The organism is Mesoflavibacter sp. SCSIO 43206 (genome assembly GCF_019904215.1).
In the GTDB taxonomy this organism is placed as follows: Bacteria; Bacteroidota; Bacteroidia; order Flavobacteriales; family Flavobacteriaceae; genus Mesoflavibacter; species Mesoflavibacter zeaxanthinifaciens.
Genome location: NZ_CP063201.1, coordinates 1,021,167 through 1,040,896, shown reverse-complemented (window position 1 = coordinate 1,040,896; position 19,730 = coordinate 1,021,167). Strand labels below are relative to the sequence as shown.

Sequence of the window (19,730 nt, the reverse complement as noted above, 5' to 3'; positions counted from 1 at the left end):
TTAATTAGTTTTCATTTAGCATTTTATAAGCTTCTTCTATATATGTTGAAATATCTGGTGTAAAAGTAGCTACAGCATCACCAGGTCCTTTACTATGTCCAAGTCTAACAATGATTACGTTGTCTTCTGGCTCTACAATTACATATTGTCCTAAATGACCACGCATCATAAAAAAGGATTTGTCTCCTACCTTTTTTAACCACCAACCGTAACCGTATTCTGGACTTTCTTTAAATCTAGGTGTTATCGATTTTGCAATAAATGCCGAATCTAAAACTTGTTGCCCGTTCCATTTACCGTGATCTTTGTATAGTTTTCCTAAACGTGCAAAATCTTTAGCATTGCTTGCAATACAGCAATAGGCTTTTACTAAATCATGTGCTTCGCTGTCTAATTGCCAAAGGGTTTGGTTTTCGCTACCTAAAGGTTTCCAAAAGCTTTCTTCTAAATAGTTGTATAGTTTTTTACCTGTTGCTTTTTCAATAACCATAGCTAGCATTTGAGTGTCGCCACTTGCGTATTTAAAGGCTTGTCCTGGTTGATTAACAACCTTTAAACCATTAATTACTTTTGCTAAATCGTCATCAAAATAAGCACGCGTAGTGATGGATAAAGGCGAGTAGTAAGCTTCATCCCAATTGGTTCCAGAACTCATTGAAGATAAATCCCCAACCGTCATTTGTGCTGCTTTACCATCGCAAAAAGCTGGTAAAAAATCACAAACTGGTTGATCTAGACTTTTTATATGACCTTCCATAATAGCTTTACCTAACATAGCAGACACATAGCTTTTTGCCATAGAGAATGAGTTAGATTTTGAGTTTTCATCATAACCATCATAGTACTTCTCAAACCAAATACTATCATTTTTTATAATAACATAAGCTATAGTTTGATTTTGTTTGTTTATTTCCTCAAGCTTTTTGGTGGGTTTAACTGTATTATAGTCTTTATGGTTAGTCCATGGTTGAGGTTGGCTAATATCTATTGTTGCATTATCAAAACGCTTATAATCATCTAAAAATGCAGTAGTGTAACCACGTAGATAGATGGTACGTACTGCTTTTATTAAATAGTCTGTATCGGTAATGTAAAGGGTTGCAATTATTAGTGCAAAAAGTATGATTATTACTTTTAAAGTTTTTTTTAAGATTCTCATTTTAGAAAGTTAGTTTAGATAAATTAAATATAAAGAAATTCTAGTTAGTTTTTTTCTTTGCGTTTCTAGACGCAATTTTTTCTTTGTAGAAAGTCTTAGTAGCGATGTAAAGAGTTTTATCAAATTCGGCAATCGCTTCTCCTTTATCATTCACTAATTGCATGGTTTTTATAATGTCTATTTGAGGTGTTTGTTGTAGTTGTGATTTTAAATCAAGGATTTCATTTTTATCAAAAATAAATTCGCCATAAATTGTCCCTTTTCCTGGTCGTTTATATCGTGCAGTAACAGCTTTATCCCAAACAACGTAATCGTTACCAAGTATTTGAATTAGTTGAATCATATAAATTGGATCAGTTGCTGCAAGCATGCTTCCTCCAAATATAGAACCAGCATAATTTCGGTTTTTCCAATTTAAAGACATTTTGATTTTTACGTAATGTAAATTATCACTTACAGAAATTATTTTTGCTGTAGTGCGTCTATACATTGGCGACCAATTAAAACCATATTTGTAAATGGTTGAAGGTTTTAAAAAACGGGTTAAAAACTGTGTCGCTGTTTTATACATTAAAATAAAGTTTGTTGTTTGTACGGACTTTCGTGCTCTAACAGCCATTGTTTGCGGTGCAATCCGCCAGCATAACCTGTTAAACTTCCATCACTGCCAATAACACGATGACACGGAATAACAATCCATAGCGGATTTTTACCATTGGCGTTAGCAACAGCTCTAATAGCTTTTACATCGCCCAATTGTTGTGATAATTTAAGGTAAGTTGTTGTTGTTCCGTAAGGAATAGTTTGCAAAGCTTTCCAAACTTTTTGTTGAAAATCTGTGCCTTGCGGATTTAATTTTAAGCTGAAGGTTTGTCGTTTACCCTCAAAATACTCGTTAAGTTGATAAACGCAGTCTTGTAAGACTTCTGGAATGATATCGGTTAGTTTTTCATTAGAGTTTAATACCGAAATAGACATTATACCATCTACATCACCTTCGATTTTAATGACTCCTAAAGGCGAATTGATGTAGCAAGTTTCCATTAATTTTCGTTTTCTATAATACCTAGTTTTTTAGCACGTGCTTCCCAACTTTTTCTAGCTAAATGTTGAAGATCTGAAACGTTATCACTTTCGTCCATAATTTCAAGTCCTAAAAGCGTTTCTATAACGTCCTCCATAGTTACTAAACCACTAACACTTCCGTATTCGTCAACTACTAATGCCATATGGTTTCTGGTTTCTACTAGTTTTTCAAAAAGTGTTGGTATTGGTAAATTTCTTTGAACAATTATAATATCTCTTCTTAAATCTGCTAGCTTTTTTGTGCCATTACCTAAAGCCATTTCTTTAAAGATTTCGTCTTTTAAAACTAATCCTTTAATGTTATCTTCTGCATCGGTATAAATAGGAATTCTTGAAAAACGAAGGTTTAGGTTTTTCTTAAAAAAGTCTTCTACAGATGTAGCATCGCTTTCAGTTTTTATAACTGTTCTTGGCGTCATGACATCTTTAGCCATTACATCTTTAAAAGTTAAAAGATTTTTTATGATTTTACTTTCGTTTTCTTGAAATACACCCTCTTCGTGAGCCATATCTGTCATCGCATGAAAATCTTCACGACTTAGTACGCTACCATGATGACCTTTACCGCCAATTAACTTTGTTGTAAGTTGTAAAATCCATAAAATACCTGTCCATTTTAGTGGAAATATTAAAATATGAAGTGCTTTTGTAGTAAAGTTAGCTAACTTTTTCCAATACGTTGCGCCTATGGTTTTTGGGATAATCTCTGATGCAACTAATATTAAAACCGTCATAATAGAAGAAACAACACCAACCATTAAATCTTCTGTAAAACTTACACCTAAAATAGTTTTTGTTTCGGTACCATAAAGTTCTGCATATGCTGCTTTTGCTTGTACACCAACTAATATTGCTCCAACTGTATGAGCAATAGTGTTAAGTGTTAAAATGGCTATTAATGGACGATCTACGTCTTTTTTTAATGATTCTAAATCTTCAGCATAATGTTTACCTTCTTGTTTTTTTACATTAATAAATGTTGGCGTAATACTAAGTAAAACAGCTTCTAAAATAGAGCATAAAAACGAAAAGAAAATAGATATAAAAGCGTAAAATAGGAGTAATCCCATAGGTTGTTTTTGTTTTAGTTTATGCTAAGTTAATGAAATAGAAATTAGCATTAAAATATTAATCTTTACTATTAATTTTCTACTTCTATACCAAAATTAAACGATTGGATTTTTTCTTTACTGTAGAAAGGCTCAGTCCATTTATATTCACCAAAATATTTATAGTAATTTAATTGTCTGAATTTTGAATTTTTTCTTAGTTGAATAATGCCAAAAGACGGTTTATTGATAAAACCATTATCTAAGTAGTAAGTTTCATCATAAAGAGATACGACAACATATATACCATTTTTAGGAAAAGGGATTTCTTTGATTTTGTCTAAATTAATTTCAACTATCGGCTGATTTTCAAATTTTCCTACAACTAAATCCTCTTTAAAAATAGGTTTATCTGGAATATTATTAATAGTATCGCAGGTCATTAAATTAACTTTAAAAGGAATAAATTTACTATTAGTAATAGCCTTTTTATTTTTTGATTTCAAAACAATTTTTTTGATGAAAAAATTGTTTTTTTCTTCATTTGGGACATAAACAGCTATTTTAAAACCGTAAGGAAATGTCAGGTCTTTATTACCATAATTTAACTCTCTTATAGATTTTTTTGGTAATAAAACTTTAGTTACTTTTTTAACTTTACTTACAAATACTTCATCTAGAACATTAGAGTTTTCTTGTAAATAAATTGTATCATTTTTGAAAATATCACCAAACAAAAGGTTTTTTGTTCTAAATTCAAGATGAGATATACTTAGGGTATCAATCTTGGTGTCAAGGTTTAGTTCAAATTTCCCATTTTGATTTGAATAGGTTTTTAATTTTCCATTAATAATTATGTGAGCATATTCAATTGAAGTTGAATCTACTTCACTTAAAAGTTGAATTTCTTTTATTATAGACTGTGAGTAGCTATAATTAAAAACAAAAAAGGTTATATAAATTATCTTTTTTAACATTAAAGTAATTTTACAACATCTTTAGCAAAGTAACTTGCAATGATGTCTGCGCCAGCGCGTTTTATAGCAGTAACTTGTTCTAGCATTACTGCATCGTGATCTAGCCAGCCTTTTTCGGCAGCAGCTTTAAGCATGGCATACTCACCAGAGACTTGATATACAGCTACAGGAACATCAACTTCGTTTTTAATTTCTCTTACAATATCTAAGTAACATAATCCTGGTTTTACCATAACAATATCTGCACCTTCGTCTATATCCATTTCGGTTTCTCTTATGGCTTCAAAACGGTTTGCATAATCCATTTGGTACGTTTTTTTGTCCTTTGGTACATCAACCATATCTACAGGAGCAGAGTCTAACGCATCACGAAATGGTCCATAAAAAGCAGATGCGTATTTAGCAGAATAACTCATAATACCTGTGTTGATAAAACCTTCGTCTTCCAAAGCTTCACGAATGGTTAAAATACGACCATCCATCATATCGCTTGGCGCAACAAAATCTGCTCCAGCTTCTGCGTGAGAGACGCTCATTTCTGCTAAAACTTCAGCAGTATCATCATTTATAATTTGTCCATTGTCTACAATACCATCATGCCCGTAAGACGAAAATGGATCTAAAGCCACATCTGTCATCACTAACATTTCTGGACAGGCATTTTTTACCGTTTTGATAGCGCGTTGCATTAATCCGTCTGGATTTAAAGCTTCGGTTCCTTTATTATCTTTTAAGTTATCAGGTACTTTTACAAATAGTAATACCGATTTTAAGCCTAACTTCCATAGTTCTTTGACTTCATTTTCTAATAAATCTAAACTGTAGCGATAATAGTTTGGCATAGATGCAATTTCTTCTTTTACGCCTTTACCTTCTACCACAAAAAGCGGTGCTAAAAAATCGTTTGGAGATATGATGGTTTCTCTAACCAAGCTTCTTATAGCTTCGTTAGTTCTTAGTCTTCTGTTTCTTTTTAAAGGATACATGTAATTGTGTTTTTTAAGTATTTAACTTAAGTGATTTATTTTGCAAAACCTAGATAATACCAACGGTTATTTTCTTTTACAAATTTAGAATTTTCATGGATAACATCTGGTTTTCCGTTTTCAAAAAAGAAAGCATTAAATTTTACCTTATCTATTGTAGTTTCTAATACTTCTAATTTTAACCATTGAACAGATTTTGCCCATTTTTCGATATTTTTCTTGTCTTTTATAGGTCTTGTACTTTTATGATGTGTTTGCATTAGATAATCGCCATTTGCTAATACAAAAGCAGAGTATCTTGAGCGCATTAGTTGCTCTGCAGTTTCTGTTTTACCTCCATTTTTATGAAAGATTTCGCAGCACTCTTTATAAGGTTTTTGTGATCCGCAATAGCAATCCATAAGTTACACCCAGTTTTTAGGGTTTTTTAAAACGTCTAACAATTTAGCTTCGTCACTACCTTCTACTGGATTATGGTCGTAAACCCATTGTACATGTGGCGGAAGACTCATTAAAATGCTTTCTATACGTCCGTTAGTTTTTAAACCAAACAAGGTGCCTTTATCATGTACTAAATTGAATTCGACATAACGACCACGACGTATTTCTTGCCAATCGCGTTGTGCTTTTGTGTATGGTAATTCTTTACGTTTTTCTACTATAGGAAGATAGGCTTCAAGGAAACTATTACCAACTTCGGTTACAAAATCGTACCAATTTTCCATGCTCATCTCATCTGTTGCCTTGCAATAGTCAAAGAATAATCCACCGATACCTCGTGCTTCGTTACGATGTGTGTTATGAAAATACTCGTCACAACGGGCTTTGTATTTTGGATAAAATTCTGGATTGTGTTTATCGCAAGCGGTTTTACACACTTGATGAAAATGTGTTGCGTCTTCTTCAAAAAGGTAATAAGGCGTCAAATCTTGTCCGCCGCCAAACCATTGGTCTACAATATTTCCGTTTTGGTCATACATTTCAAAATAGCGCCAATTAGCATGTACCGTTGGCACCATTGGACTTTTTGGGTGAATAACTAGACTTAATCCGCATGCAAAAAAATCGGCATCTTCTACGCCAAAATACTTTTGCATACTATCTGGTAATTTACCGTGAACACCAGAAATATTTACACCGCCTTTTTCAAACACATTTCCGTTTTGGATCACGCGTGTACGTCCGCCGCCACCTTCTGGTCTAACCCAAATATCTTCTTCAAATTTGGCTTTTCCGTCTATAGCCTCTAAGCCAGCAGTAATTGTGTTTTGTAAATCTTGTATGTATTGGTAAAATTTATGTTTCATTATATAATTCGTATAATTCCATGTCTAATGGCTTTTCGCCATTTGGAGTAAATTCGTTTTTTAAGGTTTTAATCCATTTAAAATTAGTATTCTCAGCGACTTTTACGCTTCCAATATTATCTTTATGAACTATAATTTGTAAGGTGTTTAAACGTAATTGGGTAAATGCAAATTCGCTTAAGCATTTAACTGCTTTAGAGGTAATGTTTTTTCCTTCAAAAGGATAACCAATGCAGTAGGCAAATTCCCCTTGTTTTATGTCCCAATTTAGCTCTTTTATATAGACTACACCTGCTAATTCTCTTGACTCAGATTGTTTTATTGTAAATAGAAATTCTTCTTTATTATTAAACTGTTTTACTTTTTTATCGACAAATAATTGAGATAACGTTGGAGTTAAATTTTGAGCTAATGTTTTAGGAAAATAGCGTTTTAGTCTATCTTGATTTGCAACCATAAAATCGCATAATTTCCAAGCGTCTTTGCTATGGATAGGATTGATTTCAAAATTGTCAAATTGCAAGTTCATTTTTTAATTTATATCTGCTTTAATCAGTTGTACCGTTTTTAAAGACGCCGCAGTTACAGATAATGGTAATACTAAAATAACGCCAATAACAGGAATAAGTAAAAATAGCATAAAAACAATTCCATTACCTATAGCAACGCCACGATAGCGTCTTACAAAGTCTATACTTTCGCGGTATTTAAAATGACGCTCTAAGGTATAATCCATATTACCAAAACCAGCGTAATAGGCTTGTGTTAAAAACAGCAAAAAGCTAGAAATGATGCCTACAAAAGGTATAAAACTTAGGATTAATATAGGAATGGTTAGTAGTAATTCTCTAGTTAAATTTCTAAGGTTTATTCTAATACCTCTTGATAATTGCTCTGAAAACGAAGTGTTACGATGTTGGTGTTGTTGAATACTGGTTAAATGTGCTTCAATTTTTTCTGAAACAGGACTCATAAAAGGCGCAGAAAGCGCCATGATAATATGCTTATAAAGTATTAAGCCTAAAGCAACGACTACAAAACCACCTATAAAAGATGAAATGGTTGTAAAGGTCTCTTTTCCCCAATCCCAAAACCAAACTTTAGCGATAAAATTACCAATATTATCTGATAATCCGTAAGCTGAAATACTAATAATTACTGCTGTTACAAAGCTAATGATGATGGGAATGAAAAAATATTTCCAGAGTTTTAATTTTGAAATTAAGCCAAAAGCTCCTGCATAACCTTGTAACCCTTGTAGTATGTGTTTTATCATAACTTTAGTTTAAAAAGTTGTGCTTTGACTACGCTCTCCTTGACACGTTAGCGATTGAACGGTTTGTTTGAGCTCCTCGCAGAGAGCGAGTAGTGAAAGCGCGACCTACTTTTTTACGTCTATTAGTTGAAATTTATGACTAAATGTTACTAAAAAAGTAGGTAACGCCTTAAAAATTTTAAGCTTTATAGTTTTTTACAGCATCTATAAATGCTTTTGCGTTTTCTAAAGGTATATCTGGTAAAATACCATGACCTAAATTAACGATGTATTTATCTTTACCAAATTGATTAATCATATCTGTCACCATAGTTTTAATTTTTTCTGGTGAAGAATATAATCGTGTTGGATCAAAATTACCTTGTAAAGTAATGTTATTGCCAGTTAAATAACGCGCGTTTCTTGGTGAACAAGTCCAATCTACACCTAAAGCAGATGCGCCAGATTTTGCCATAACGTCTAACGCAAACCAACAACCTTTACCAAATGCAATTACTGGAGCATCGTCTTTTAAGGCATCTATAATTTGCTGAATGTATTTCCATGAAAATTCTTGATAATCTTCAGGAGAAAGCATTCCGCCCCAAGAATCAAATACTTGCACAGCGTTACAACCTGCTTTTACTTTTTCTTTTAAGTAGGCAATGGTTGTGTCGGTTATCTTTTGAAGCATTTGATGCGCTGCAACTGGATTTGTAAAACAGAATTTTTTGGCTTTGTCAAAGTTTTTACTGCCTTGTCCTTGTACACAGTAGCATAAAATTGTCCATGGTGAACCTGCAAAACCTATTAACGGAATCTCGTCATTAAGTTTTTCTTTGGTAGCTTTTATGGCTTGGTAAACGTAGTCTAAAGCTTCTGTAACATCTGGTACAATTACATTGTCTACATCTTGTTGTGTGCGTATTGGATTTGGTAAATAGGGACCAAAATTAGGTTTCATTTGTACCTCAATATTCATGGCTTGAGGAATTACCAAAATATCACTAAATAAAATAGCTGCATCCATACCGTAACGACGTATAGGTTGTACGGTAATTTCGCTTGCTAATTCTGGTGTTTGACAACGTGTAAAGAAATCGTATTTGGCTTTAATTTCCATAAATTCTGGAAGGTAACGACCTGCTTGACGCATCATCCAAACTGGTGGACGTTCTACGGTTTCTCCTTTTAATGCTCTTAAAAATAAATCGTTCTTAATCATATTTTTGTCATTCCTGCGAAAGCAGGAATCTATTTAATTAATATTTCTTCTTATGGATTCCTGACTATGCAGGAATGACATCTATCTTAATTTAATTATTAAGATTCCTGCTTTCGCAGGAAGTAATCGTTTACTAATTCTATAACGCTTTCTACAGTTGGTACTTTGGCAATACGTACATCTTTAAAATGTTTACTTGCTTCTTTTGCTGTAGTATCGCCAATACAAAATGCAATACCATTAGCAATGTTTTCTTTTTTATAACTCTGTACTGTAGAAGGACTATAAAACATAACTCCTTCTACAGATTCAGGTACTTTTAAACTATCGTATTTTGTTTGGTAGGCTTCAATTTCGTTTACCTTAATATTGTTGTTTTCTAAAATGCTAGGTAAGTCGTCTAAGCGTAAGTTGCTACAGAAATAAGTTACTTCTGTACCTTCCATATATTCAACCAAATAATTGGCTAGTTTTTTTGCGTTTTTTTCGCTGTGTTTAACCTTGCCAATTCTTTTTTCTATTAGTTTTTTGGTACGTCTTCCAACGCAATAGATGTTTTTAAATTTAAGCTCGATAGGAGAGAAGCTTGTCAATAAAGCTTCGACAGCATTTTTACTAGTAATAACTACGTTTTCAATCTCGTTTTTTACAAATCTTGGATGAATGCGGTTAAGGCTTATTTTAATGAAGTCGCTACTTTCTGGCGTTACTTTTTCGTTGAATAAGAAGCGTTGATCTTCTGTAAATGATTTTGTAGAGTAGATATTAACCTGTTTATCTTCATCTTTTAACTGGTCCATTAAACGTTTTCCACCACGTTCAATGATGTATTCTGCAGCCCATTCGGCTAAATCATAATGTTCACCAACAGGTTTTGTGCGCTTAACTTCAATTTTTTTAGTGCCATCTTTACTTAGTAATACACCATGGAAGTGAATTTCGTCATTTTTAATGTAAGCAGATCCACCTATTGGCGCACTACAACCACCTTCTAATTTATTTAAAAATGTACGTTCTATAGTTGTGCAGATCTCAGTTTCTTCGTGATTAATTTCAGAGATGATGTTTTTAGTTTCTTCGTCTTCATCTAAAACTGCAACCATAATAGCGCCTTGTGCTGGTGCCGGTACCATCCATTCTAAATTTATAGAGTTTTCTGGTCTTAAATTTAGACGACCTATTCCTGCTGCTGCAAAAATGGCGCCGTCCCAATCGTTATCTTCAAGCTTTTGTAAACGTGTGTTTACATTTCCTCTTAAATCTACAACGTTATGGGTTGGATAGCGGTTTAACCATTGTGCACGTCTACGTAAGCTACCAGTTGCAATGGTTCCGTTTTTTGAAGCTAAAAACTCTTCATTTTTTTTAAACACCAATGTATCACGGATGTTGCCACGTTTTAATACAGCTCCTTGCACAATGCCTTTTGGTAATATTGTAGGAACATCTTTTAAAGAGTGTACTGCAATATCTATATCGTGATTAAGCATTGCAATATCTAGTGTTCTGGTAAAAATTCCGGTAATACCAAGCTCATAAAGTGGTTTGTTTAAAACAATATCTCCTGTAGATTTTAAAGGTACTAATATGGTTTTATGACCTTTTTCTTCTAATAATTTTTGTACTACTTTGGCTTGATAAAGAGCTAGCTCGCTATCGCGAGTTCCTATTCTAATGGTTTTAGACATTGGTGGTTGTTGTGTTTTCTAATTGAAACACTTTTTTTATAAGTTCTAGACTATCGTCTGTTGAGGTTAAATCGTCTTTTAAATGGTGTGCAAAATGATTAGTAATTTTTTGAATGATATTATTACTAATTAATTCGGCTTGTTCTTCGTTAAAGTTAGCCATTTTTTTGCGTTGCGTATCTAATTCAGCAGCTTTAAAGTCTAATAGTTTATCTTTTAATGCTTTAATTGTAGGTGCAAATTTGCGTGTAGTTAACCAAGCATCAAAATCTGTTTTAATATCTTCTATAATAGACTCTGCTACAGGAATATGTTTTTTTCTACGTTCTAGAGTCTCATCGGTAATTTGTGATAAATCATCTAAATGTACCAGCTTTACATTTTTTAAGTCGGTTACATTTTCGTTGACATTTTTAGGTATAGATAAGTCTAAAATTAATAAGCCTTTTTTGGATTGGATAAGATGCTTGTCTACTGTTGGGTTTTGTGCACCAGTAGCAACAATTAAAATATCGGTTTTATTAATCTCTTCTTGCAGGTTGGCATAATCTTTTACAATAAGATTAAATTTTCCTGCAATAGCTTCGGCTTTATCTTTTGTACGGTTTATTAATGTGATGTGCGAATTTTTAGAGTGTTTTACTAAATTCTCACAGGTGTTACGACCAATTTTTCCTGTTCCGAATAGTAAAATATTTTTTTCTGAAACATTATCTACATTATTTAGAATGTAGTGTACCGATGCAAATGAAACGCTTGTTGCGCCCGTAGAAATATCTGTTTCTGTTTTTATACGTTTACTAGCTTGTATGACCGAGTTAAGTAAACGTTCTAAAAAAGGGTTTAATAAATTATATTTTTTTGATTCTGAAGCACTCTTTTTAAGTTGTCCAATAATTTCAAAATCACCTAAAATTTGACTATCTAAACCAGATCCTACCTTAAATAAATGTGAGACTGCATCATTACCTTTGTAGATATAAGCGTATTTTTGAAACTCTTCTACATTACCTTTAGAATTATCACAAAGTAATTGAATTAGTTGATATGGATGTTGTGCAAAACCGTAAATTTCGGTTCTGTTACATGTTGATGTGACTACTAAACTCTCTATTCCGTTGGCTTTAGCTTGTTGCAATAACGTATTTTTAGAGGTTTCATCTAAACTAAAATGACCTCTAATTTCTGCGTCTGCTTTTTTATAACTTAAACCTAAGGCATAGAAATAAGTGCCTAAAGACTTTTGATAATGCTCCATGTTTACCTGACTGGGACTTTATTACGATACAAATTTATATAGTAAGCTAAATAAAAAATAACGCTAAAGGAACTTTTAATACCGATTAGCGTTTTTTATGCATGTTTTTTTCAAAACAATGACAATTATCATATTTTTGTAGTAATCACAATGGTTTTAAGTGTTTTTGTTTAGAATCATTCTAAATAAAAGATAAATATGTCACTTTCAGTAGTTAAAAAAAATAACGCTAAAGGTTCTTTTAATGAAACCCAAGTTGATGATGAGGTTTTTGTTTTAACTTATCAAAATGAAACCTCTGAAAATCAAGTTATTGAACGTTTTATAGATAGTAGTTTTATACAGTTTCATTTTTGTTTAAAAGGTGAAAGTACTTTTGTTTTTAATAATGGAACTTATCGTTTGGACATTAAGGAAGAATCTTCTTTATTGCTTTACAATCCAGAAAGAGATTTACCGATACATCTAGAGGTAAACCCAAATTGTTGGTTGGTGACGTTATTGATTTCGATAGAAAAATTTCACGGTTTATTTTCTCAAGAAGCAAATTATATAACCTTTTTAAGTGAAGATAATCGTGATAAAAAATATTATAAGGATGGAAAAATTTCGCCATCTATGGCTATTACATTAAATCAAATTGTGAATTATAATTTGAATTCGTCTATCAAAAATCTATACTTTAAAGGAAAAGCTTATGAGCTTTTAAGTCTTTATTTTAATAAAGGTGAAGATGCAGATATAGAGCAATGTCCATTTTTAGTAGACGAAAGCAATGTTGCAAAAATAAAAAAAGCTAAAGATGTTATAATTACAAGGATGTCAGAACCACCAACTTTGCAAGAGCTTTCTGACGAAATAGGTTTGCCTTTAAAAAAATTAAAAGAAGGTTTTAAGCAAATTTACGGAGATTCTGTATTTAGTTTTTTATTTGATTATAAAATGGAAGTTGCTAGAAAACTATTAGAGTCTGGAGCGCATAATGTGAATGAAGTTGGGTTAAGGGTTGGTTACAGTACAGCAAGTCATTTTATAGCTGCTTTTAAGAAAAAGTATGGCATAACACCAAAAAAATATATTTTATCAAAATAAAAGAGGCGCTTTTTAGCGCCTCTTTTATTATTAATCATTAAGTCGTTTTCTGTCTTTGTATTTGACTTGATCTAGGACGTCTTCAATAAGTTTATCGTCTTCTTTATTGTCGTCAATATAATCACCGCTATAACCAGATTTGTAGAATACTTTTGTTTGTAGTTTTTTAGGGTCTTCTGGCTTTAAAAATGCAGCGTAGTAGAAGCGTTTATCTTCATCTTTTTCACGTTTTTTAATAAACATGTAAAAGTAAATTTCACCTTCTTTATTGTTGTCTGTTGTAAATTCTCTTTTGCCTATAAATTGAATAGAATCACGTTCTTCTTGAATTGTTTTATTTTCAAAAAGGGTAGATTTTGCATACATCTCTTGAGTTATTTTTTCTTTTAAGTATGGCTTAAATAACTTGTGGCGATACATTTTATCTACTAATATGGCTTGATTTTTAAATTCTTCTATGGTTTTTTTCTTAAGCTTTTCTGGGATATCTTCTTTAGCTTTTTCTAACAATACGTAATAGGTTGTTAGTGCTTGGTTGTTGTCACTGTCTAAGAGTTTTTCAAAAAAGATTTTTACGTTTTGTTCGTTTCTATAAGGAAATAGTAGTTTTACATACTGTGGTAAGATACTATTATAGGATTTGTAACCATAATTGTTACCGTTGCTTAAGCTACGTTTTATCTCGATTTTACCGTCTGTTAAGATCTGTTTCTTATATTTTTTGTAAATCTTATTTTTTACTACATTACTATCTTTTAGCCTAGTTAAAAGTTTGTATACAGGTCCTTTGTATTCTTTTATTGTAGTGTATTGCATGATGTTAGGAAACAGCATCTTTTTTAATTCTAAAGAATCTTGATAGCTGTAAAACATGTAATTGATAGATTTATCTAGAGGTAAATCTTTACTTAGTAATTCTAAAAACTGACTATAAGACTTTTTAGTCTTTTTATTAATTAAAGATTTTAAAATGGTTGTTTGTATGTCTGGCTCTGAGTAGGAATCTAAGTATAATTGTCTTAGAAAATCATCGGTACGAGGATCTTCTAAATCATTTAATTCTGAAATTAAAAAGGTTTTTAAATCTTCTTTATTCTGTGGGAATTCGAAGTTTTTAATCAAATCTATCATTGTGCCAGCATTTGCTTTGCTAAACTTAATTTTAGATTCTGCATTTAAGACAATGCTGTCATTATTCTTTAATGCTTCAAAGAATAGAAAGGTTTTATCGTTAAAAACCGATTTACCTAAAAGTGTATCTAACGGTTCAAAGGTATCGTAAAATTTAGTGATAAATTCTGAAGGTTCAGAAATAGAATCTGTTAAAGTTTTAAGTTCAAAAAGAGCACCTTTTTTAAGGATGTTTTTTACCAAGATTTCTTTAGCGCTTAGCGAGTCTTTTATGGTGAAATCATAGTAATATTTATCATCTTTTTGATACTTTTTCTTATCTGTTATTATATATTTTTTATAACCACTATCGTAGTCTTTATAATCCTTAAAAGGGTTTAATTTATTATCAATCTCGTCCCATAAACTATCAATGTTTTTGTACATCTGCAAGTCATGAAATTTGGTTTTAGTGATGTTTATTTGCTCGTTAGCTCTAGAGAAATAAGTAGTGCTTTTTGTTTTTTCTTCATAGTCTTTTTTCTTGCTGCTGTAACCGTAGTAATTATCAAAAGATGGTGCTTTTGTGTTTGTAATTACCGAAAAATATAGTGTTGTATCTATAGTTTTTTTAAATCCGTGATGTTTTGTAACTTTAAATTTAAACGAATCGAAAAATGCTTTAGCTTTTTGGGTATCCTCACCAACGTAACCTAACAGATAATAACTACCATCTTTTATAATGCTTTTAAGATGAATATTTTCTGCGTTGGTCGAATCTTTTTTTGCAATACCGGTATAACTGTAATATGGTTTTTTATCGAAGCTACCTGTATGGTCGTCAATATCTAAATCTTTAAAAAAGTTAGTGACAATAAATTTAGCTTCAAACTTATCTTCTTCAATGTAAAAAGTATCATTAAAAGCGCCTTCTTTTAAGAAGTAGTAGTTATTGTCAACTTTACCTTGTATAAGTTTTTGTCCTGCATTTTCAAGGTTTTCTGTGATCATATATTCAGGAAAGTCAACTTCATATTTATTATAGTTTGATGTGAAATTTTTAAACTCTGAAGTCTGTGTTTTAAAAGTAATAGAGTCAAAAATATCTGCCTCTTGATTTAAAACATAATTTTTTGGACCAGCTAATTTTATAATAATTATCTCTAAAGGTGTTTTGTAGATATGGTATTTTTGATAATCGCCTTTTTTGGTTTTATTTAAAATACTTATGCCAGGATAAGGTGATGTTATTTTTTCCTTTTTAATGATGTCTCCAGGAATGTCTTCAAATAAAAAGTCATTTAAACGTTCTAAAGTAATGTCTTTTTCATGAGGTAAATAGTTAAAAGAATTAAAGCGATTAATGGTTAAATATGCACCATTAGTCATATCTGGAGAGATGTAATATTTTTGACTTCCGTAAGCAAACTCATATAATTTGGTAAAAGTATTCAGGCTTATAAAATGATCAGGTGTACTATTTAAAGTTGTTTTTTCTGGTAAGATGTAATCTTCAATTGCATCTTTTTTAGCCTTGCCAACCTCGGTTTGTTTAGATAATAATGGTTTTACCGTGTATCCTTTGTTTCTAAACATTTCTAGCATGCCTTTAGAGCCAGGTAAATGTGCGGCACCAACACCTGCAAATACGGTTTTAGATTGCATTAAACTATCCATAACATGCACCATATTTGCATTACGCTTGTATAGCATGTGTTCTCTAAAAAACTCGGTATTTGTAGCTTCTCCAATAGAGTCTAAAAGCTTTAGGTTTCTGTCTCTGTAAGTGTTTTCTTGAAGCAAATACGGACTTTCTTTTTCGTAGATTTTTTGTAACCACGGATCTATTTTTGGTTTTGTGGCATTGTGTTGAGCTTTACCAACTAAAAATCGAGATTCTTCTAAATCTTCTAAACTATAGACATCTTTCCCTTTTTTCTTACCAGCTTGGTAAATAAACATATCTAGGTAAGTTTCTTCTTCAAAGTTGTCAGAATATCCATCTTTACGATACAAATAACCGTTAATCATACGATTATCTGCTCTTATACTTCCTCTAATTTCTACTTCTTCAGGATGTTCAATTCCCATTAAATTAGAGTAAAAGTTTTTGTCATAATTTCTGTAACTATAATTTTGAGGAGAAAGTGTAAGGGTTTGGTAATTAAAAGGTAACCAAGAAGACGGATCAGACTCTAAAGCTACAATTTCACTTTTATCTAAAGCTTCAAAAAAAACATCGTCTAGTCTAAAAGCTACTTTTTTACTAACGTGCATTGTTCCATAAATATAGGACGGTTTGGTTAGACCATTACCTGATATTTCCCATAATAAACTTTGATTTTTTTCTTGAGCAATTGATGTAAGCGAAATTGCGCAGAAAAGCGCAATGATATATTTTTTCATATGTTAATGTAATAGCAGTAAGGTAAATATATTAAACTAAATTTGATAATAAAGGTTTTATTTATGTAATCATAGACTTTAAGTATGTATAACTAAAAGAAATAAAATGGTATTATAAAATTAGAGTTGTATTTTTACACTCTTAAATTTTTGCAAATGAAAAAAGGAGTACTTCTAGTTAATTTGGGCTCTCCTGATAGCCCTAACCCGAAAGATGTAAAAAAATATTTAGGAGAATTTTTGATGGATCCACGTGTTATTGATGTGCCAAAATGGGCAAGAACCCTTTTAGTTAAAGGGATTATTCTTAACACAAGACCAAAACAAAGCGCTAAAGCGTACCAAAAAATTTGGTGGGAAAACGGATCGCCTTTAATTGTTATTAGTGAAGAATTACAACAAAAAGTACAAGAGCAAGTAGAGTATCCTGTAGCGCTAGCAATGCGTTATGGAAGTATGACCATAAAAAAAGGATTGCAAGAGTTAGTAGATAAAGGTGTAGAAGACGTATATTTAATACCGCTTTATCCTCAATTTGCTATGGCAACTACCGAGACTATTTTGGTTTTAGCTGAAGAAATTAGGCAGCAACATTTCCCTAATTTAAAGATTGAAAGCCTGCCAGCGTTTTATAACAAACCAGAGTATATAAAGACGCTTTCAGAATCAATAAAATCTCATTTACAAGGTAAAAATTACGACCATTTATTGTTTTCTTATCATGGTGTTCCAGAACGCCATATTAGAAAAAGTGACATTACAAACGGACATTGTAAACCAAGTGATATTATAGATTGTGCATGTTGTAAAACCGAAAGTAAAGCACATGAATTTTGTTACAAACATCAATGTAAAGAAGTAACACGATTAGTTGCAGAATATTTAAATTTAGAAGAAGGAACCTACTCAACATCTTTTCAGTCTAGGTTAGGGTTTGATCCATGGTTACAACCTTATACAGATCGTACTATAGAGCGTTTAGGTCAAAGTGGTATAGAAAATATGGCAATAGTAACGCCAGCTTTTGTTAGTGATTGTTTAGAGACTTTAGAAGAAATTGCTATGGAAGGTGAAGAGATTTTTCATGAAGTTGGCGGTAAAGATTTTACCACTGTACCATGCTTAAATACCGATCAAAATTGGGTAAATAATTTAGCAAAATGGATTGAAGAATGGGCAAAAACACCTGCAACAATCTAAATGAAAAATAGCAACTCATCTAATTTAGGGACTGAAACCATTAGTAAATTATTGGTTAAACAAGCAGTTCCGGCATCCATAGGTATACTAGTAATGTCTTTAAACATTTTAGTAGATACCATTTTTGTGGGTAATTGGATTGGATCTGTTGCTATTGCGGCAATTAATGTAGTACTTCCTGTGTCTTTTTTTATTGCTGCTTTAGGGATGAGTATTGGTGTAGGAGGATCTTCTATTATATCTCGTGCTTTAGGTGAAAATAATTACAAAAAAGCATTACGTGTTTTTGGTAATCAAATTACGTTAACTCTATTATTCACAATAACTTTTGTGATATTTGGATTGCTATTTGTAGATAATATCATTCCCGCTTTTGGCGGAAAAGGTGATATTTTTGAGCCAGCAAAAGTCTATTATACAATAGTGCTTTATGGTGTTCCGTTTTTGGCACTTTGTATGATGGGTAATACAGTAATAAGAGCTGAAGGTAACCCAAAATTTGCAATGTACGCAATGTTAATACCGTCTATTGGTAACCTTATGCTTGATGTTGTTTTTATCAAGTTTTTAGATTTAGGAATGGCAGGCGCTGCTTGGGCAACAACAGGATCTTACTTATGTTGTTTTATGTATATTTTATGGTATTTCTACTCAAAATATTCAACTTTAAAAATTCAAACTAATCAATTTAGGTTAGATACTCCAATAGTAAAAGAAATAGCTAGTCTTGGATTTGTTACTTTATCTAGGCAAGCTGTGGTTAGTGTTACCTATTTATTTTTAAATAATATTTTATACAAATTAGGAGGAGAAACATCGGTTACAGCTTACGCTATTGTAGGTCGTATGTTAATGTTTGCTCTATTTCCTGTGTATGGTATAACACAAGGGTTTTTGCCAATAGCTGGTTTTAATTACGGTGCAAAAAACTATGAAAGGGTCAAAGAAACCATTTTAACAGCCATTAAATACGCTGTTATTTTAGGGACATTAGTGTTTGTTTTATTAATGGTTTTTCCAGAGTTTATCACAAAACTATTTACTTCAGATACCGAAGTTTTAAAAGAAACACCAAGCGCCATGCGTTGGGTTTTTGCAGTAACACCAATTATAGCTATACAACTTATTGGTGCCGCTTATTTCCAAGCAATTGGTAAAGCTACACCTGCATTATTACTTACTTTAACAAGACAAGGTTTTATTTTTATACCGTTGTTGTTGGTATTACCAAATATGTTTGGAGAACTTGGTGTCTGGATTAGCTTTCCAATTGCAGATGTCCTATCTACTATAATTACCGCTTATTTTTTATATCGTGAAGTTAAAACTAACTTAGTACCGAAAGACTAATGGAATATTATAATTACATAAAAGCGTTACACCTTATTTTTGTTGTTACTTGGTTTGCGGGTTTATTCTACATTCCGCGATTATTTGTATACCAAATAGAAGCGTATCATAAACCATCTCCAGATAAAGAAATTTTAGGAGAACAATTAAAGTTAATGGCAAAACGCTTATGGTTTATCATTACTTGGCCAAGCGCAATTTTAGCAACTATTTTTGCAATTTGGTTGCTTATTTTGCAGCCTGTTTGGTTAAAACAACCATGGATGCATGTTAAATTAACCTTTGTAGTTTTATTATATATTTACCATTACATGACCCATGTTTACTACAAACAATTACAAAAAGATGATGTTAAAAAGACTTCAAACTTTATGCGACTTTGGAATGAAGGAGCAACATTTATACTCTTTGCAGTTGTGTTTTTAGTAATTTTAAAAAGCGCCATAAACTGGGTATTTGGTGTTATAGGTATTGTAGTTTTAGGAGTGTTATTAATGCTTGGATTTAAGATCTATAAACGCATTCGCGAAAAAAATCCTAACGCTTAAATCTTAATCTAATATTTTGGTTTGATTATTGCTA

The 19,730-nt window shown here is 31.8% G+C and carries 18 protein-coding genes; 4 read left to right on the top strand and 14 right to left on the bottom strand.

The window, feature by feature from the left end; all coding sequences use genetic code 11:
• Positions 1 to 4 precede the first annotated feature (4 nt).
• The 13 genes from INR78_RS04950 to hemA form a co-directional block, all read right to left on the bottom strand.
• On the bottom strand, positions 5 to 1,159 hold the full coding sequence (locus INR78_RS04950) for a serine hydrolase (RefSeq protein WP_223077724.1): 1,155 nt from the start codon (positions 1,157 to 1,159) through the stop codon (positions 5 to 7).
• 40 nt (positions 1,160 to 1,199) lie between these two features.
• Positions 1,200 to 1,730 (bottom strand): DUF4442 domain-containing protein, encoded by a 531-nt coding sequence (locus INR78_RS04945; RefSeq protein WP_223077723.1) that lies wholly within the window; start codon positions 1,728 to 1,730, stop codon positions 1,200 to 1,202.
• Complete coding sequence (locus INR78_RS04940; protein ID WP_223077722.1) at positions 1,730 to 2,203, bottom strand: methylated-DNA--[protein]-cysteine S-methyltransferase; 474 nt, start codon at positions 2,201 to 2,203, stop codon at positions 1,730 to 1,732. Before INR78_RS04940 ends, INR78_RS04945 begins: the two co-directional genes overlap by 1 nt.
• Complete coding sequence (locus tag INR78_RS04935; RefSeq protein ID WP_223077721.1) at positions 2,203 to 3,315, bottom strand: CNNM domain-containing protein; 1,113 nt, start codon at positions 3,313 to 3,315, stop codon at positions 2,203 to 2,205. Before INR78_RS04935 ends, INR78_RS04940 begins: the two co-directional genes overlap by 1 nt.
• A gap of 71 nt (positions 3,316 to 3,386) precedes the next feature.
• On the bottom strand, positions 3,387 to 4,271 hold the full coding sequence (locus INR78_RS04930) for a hypothetical protein (RefSeq protein ID WP_223077720.1): 885 nt from the start codon (positions 4,269 to 4,271) through the stop codon (positions 3,387 to 3,389).
• Positions 4,271 to 5,257 carry a porphobilinogen synthase gene (gene hemB / locus INR78_RS04925; protein ID WP_223077719.1) on the bottom strand — a complete coding sequence of 329 codons (987 nt, stop codon included), beginning with the start codon at positions 5,255 to 5,257 and terminating at the stop codon, positions 4,271 to 4,273. Before hemB ends, INR78_RS04930 begins: the two co-directional genes overlap by 1 nt.
• A gap of 35 nt (positions 5,258 to 5,292) precedes the next feature.
• The gene (locus tag INR78_RS04920; RefSeq protein WP_223077718.1) at positions 5,293 to 5,658 is read right to left on the bottom strand and encodes a YchJ family protein; all 366 of its coding nucleotides are present in this window, start codon (positions 5,656 to 5,658) and stop codon (positions 5,293 to 5,295) included.
• Between the two features lie 3 nt (positions 5,659 to 5,661).
• A complete protein-coding gene (hemF, locus tag INR78_RS04915) occupies positions 5,662 to 6,564 on the bottom strand; it encodes an oxygen-dependent coproporphyrinogen oxidase (RefSeq protein WP_223077717.1) in 903 nt (300 codons plus the stop codon).
• Positions 6,554 to 7,093, bottom strand: a complete 540-nt coding sequence (locus tag INR78_RS04910) for a GNAT family N-acetyltransferase (RefSeq protein WP_223077716.1) — start codon at positions 7,091 to 7,093, stop codon at positions 6,554 to 6,556. The genes hemF and INR78_RS04910 overlap by 11 nt, the downstream gene beginning before the upstream one ends.
• Before the next feature lie 3 nt (positions 7,094 to 7,096).
• On the bottom strand, positions 7,097 to 7,840 hold the full coding sequence (locus INR78_RS04905) for an EI24 domain-containing protein (protein WP_223077715.1): 744 nt from the start codon (positions 7,838 to 7,840) through the stop codon (positions 7,097 to 7,099).
• Positions 7,841 to 8,018: 178 nt separating this feature from the next.
• The gene (gene hemE / locus INR78_RS04900) at positions 8,019 to 9,044 is read right to left on the bottom strand and encodes a uroporphyrinogen decarboxylase (protein ID WP_027879207.1); all 1,026 of its coding nucleotides are present in this window, start codon (positions 9,042 to 9,044) and stop codon (positions 8,019 to 8,021) included.
• Between the two features lie 98 nt (positions 9,045 to 9,142).
• Positions 9,143 to 10,732 (bottom strand): hydroxymethylbilane synthase, encoded by a 1,590-nt coding sequence (gene hemC / locus INR78_RS04895; protein WP_223077714.1) that lies wholly within the window; start codon positions 10,730 to 10,732, stop codon positions 9,143 to 9,145.
• Positions 10,725 to 11,990, bottom strand: coding sequence for a glutamyl-tRNA reductase (gene hemA, locus INR78_RS04890; RefSeq protein ID WP_223077713.1), 1,266 nt, complete (start codon positions 11,988 to 11,990; stop codon positions 10,725 to 10,727). The genes hemC and hemA overlap by 8 nt, the downstream gene beginning before the upstream one ends.
• A 198-nt stretch (positions 11,991 to 12,188) precedes the next feature.
• On the opposite strand from hemA, the gene INR78_RS04885 reads away from it, so the two are divergent.
• On the top strand, positions 12,189 to 13,082 hold the full coding sequence (locus tag INR78_RS04885) for an AraC family transcriptional regulator (protein ID WP_223077712.1): 894 nt from the start codon (positions 12,189 to 12,191) through the stop codon (positions 13,080 to 13,082).
• 30 nt (positions 13,083 to 13,112) lie between these two features.
• Here the strand turns inward: INR78_RS04885 and INR78_RS04880 are convergent, their stop codons facing one another.
• Entirely contained in the window at positions 13,113 to 16,598 is a 3,486-nt protein-coding gene (locus INR78_RS04880) for a TraB/GumN family protein (protein WP_223077711.1), read from the bottom strand.
• Between the two features lie 156 nt (positions 16,599 to 16,754).
• Between INR78_RS04880 and hemH the strand changes: the two genes are divergently transcribed.
• Genes hemH through INR78_RS04865 form a run of 3 tightly spaced genes read left to right on the top strand, consistent with a single transcriptional unit; the run spans position 16,755 to position 19,696 of the window.
• The gene (gene hemH / locus INR78_RS04875; protein WP_223077710.1) at positions 16,755 to 17,798 is read left to right on the top strand and encodes a ferrochelatase; all 1,044 of its coding nucleotides are present in this window, start codon (positions 16,755 to 16,757) and stop codon (positions 17,796 to 17,798) included.
• Complete coding sequence (locus tag INR78_RS04870; RefSeq protein WP_223077709.1) at positions 17,799 to 19,148, top strand: MATE family efflux transporter; 1,350 nt, start codon at positions 17,799 to 17,801, stop codon at positions 19,146 to 19,148.
• On the top strand, positions 19,148 to 19,696 hold the full coding sequence (locus tag INR78_RS04865; RefSeq protein WP_223077708.1) for a CopD family protein: 549 nt from the start codon (positions 19,148 to 19,150) through the stop codon (positions 19,694 to 19,696). The genes INR78_RS04870 and INR78_RS04865 overlap by 1 nt, the downstream gene beginning before the upstream one ends.
• Positions 19,697 to 19,730 lie beyond the last annotated feature (34 nt).

Excerpts from the sequence above, each read along its gene's own strand:
- INR78_RS04950 (WP_223077724.1), bottom strand. The coding sequence starts at position 1,159 with ATGAGAATCTTAAAAAAAACTTTAAAAGTAATAATCATACTTTTTGCA.
- INR78_RS04945 (WP_223077723.1), bottom strand. The coding sequence starts at position 1,730 with ATGTATAAAACAGCGACACAGTTTTTAACCCGTTTTTTAAAACCTTCA.
- INR78_RS04940 (WP_223077722.1), bottom strand. The coding sequence starts at position 2,203 with ATGGAAACTTGCTACATCAATTCGCCTTTAGGAGTCATTAAAATCGAA.
- INR78_RS04935 (WP_223077721.1), bottom strand. The coding sequence starts at position 3,315 with ATGGGATTACTCCTATTTTACGCTTTTATATCTATTTTCTTTTCGTTT.
- INR78_RS04930 (WP_223077720.1), bottom strand. The coding sequence starts at position 4,271 with ATGTTAAAAAAGATAATTTATATAACCTTTTTTGTTTTTAATTATAGC.
- hemB (WP_223077719.1), bottom strand. The coding sequence starts at position 5,257 with ATGTATCCTTTAAAAAGAAACAGAAGACTAAGAACTAACGAAGCTATA.
- INR78_RS04920 (WP_223077718.1), bottom strand. The coding sequence starts at position 5,658 with ATGGATTGCTATTGCGGATCACAAAAACCTTATAAAGAGTGCTGCGAA.
- hemF (WP_223077717.1), bottom strand. The coding sequence starts at position 6,564 with ATGAAACATAAATTTTACCAATACATACAAGATTTACAAAACACAATT.
- INR78_RS04910 (WP_223077716.1), bottom strand. The coding sequence starts at position 7,093 with ATGAACTTGCAATTTGACAATTTTGAAATCAATCCTATCCATAGCAAA.
- INR78_RS04905 (WP_223077715.1), bottom strand. The coding sequence starts at position 7,840 with ATGATAAAACACATACTACAAGGGTTACAAGGTTATGCAGGAGCTTTT.
- hemE (WP_027879207.1), bottom strand. The coding sequence starts at position 9,044 with ATGATTAAGAACGATTTATTTTTAAGAGCATTAAAAGGAGAAACCGTA.
- hemC (WP_223077714.1), bottom strand. The coding sequence starts at position 10,732 with ATGTCTAAAACCATTAGAATAGGAACTCGCGATAGCGAGCTAGCTCTT.
- hemA (WP_223077713.1), bottom strand. The coding sequence starts at position 11,990 with ATGGAGCATTATCAAAAGTCTTTAGGCACTTATTTCTATGCCTTAGGT.
- INR78_RS04885 (WP_223077712.1), top strand. The coding sequence starts at position 12,189 with ATGTCACTTTCAGTAGTTAAAAAAAATAACGCTAAAGGTTCTTTTAAT.
- INR78_RS04880 (WP_223077711.1), bottom strand. The coding sequence starts at position 16,598 with ATGAAAAAATATATCATTGCGCTTTTCTGCGCAATTTCGCTTACATCA.
- hemH (WP_223077710.1), top strand. The coding sequence starts at position 16,755 with ATGAAAAAAGGAGTACTTCTAGTTAATTTGGGCTCTCCTGATAGCCCT.
- INR78_RS04870 (WP_223077709.1), top strand. The coding sequence starts at position 17,799 with ATGAAAAATAGCAACTCATCTAATTTAGGGACTGAAACCATTAGTAAA.
- INR78_RS04865 (WP_223077708.1), top strand. The coding sequence starts at position 19,148 with ATGGAATATTATAATTACATAAAAGCGTTACACCTTATTTTTGTTGTT.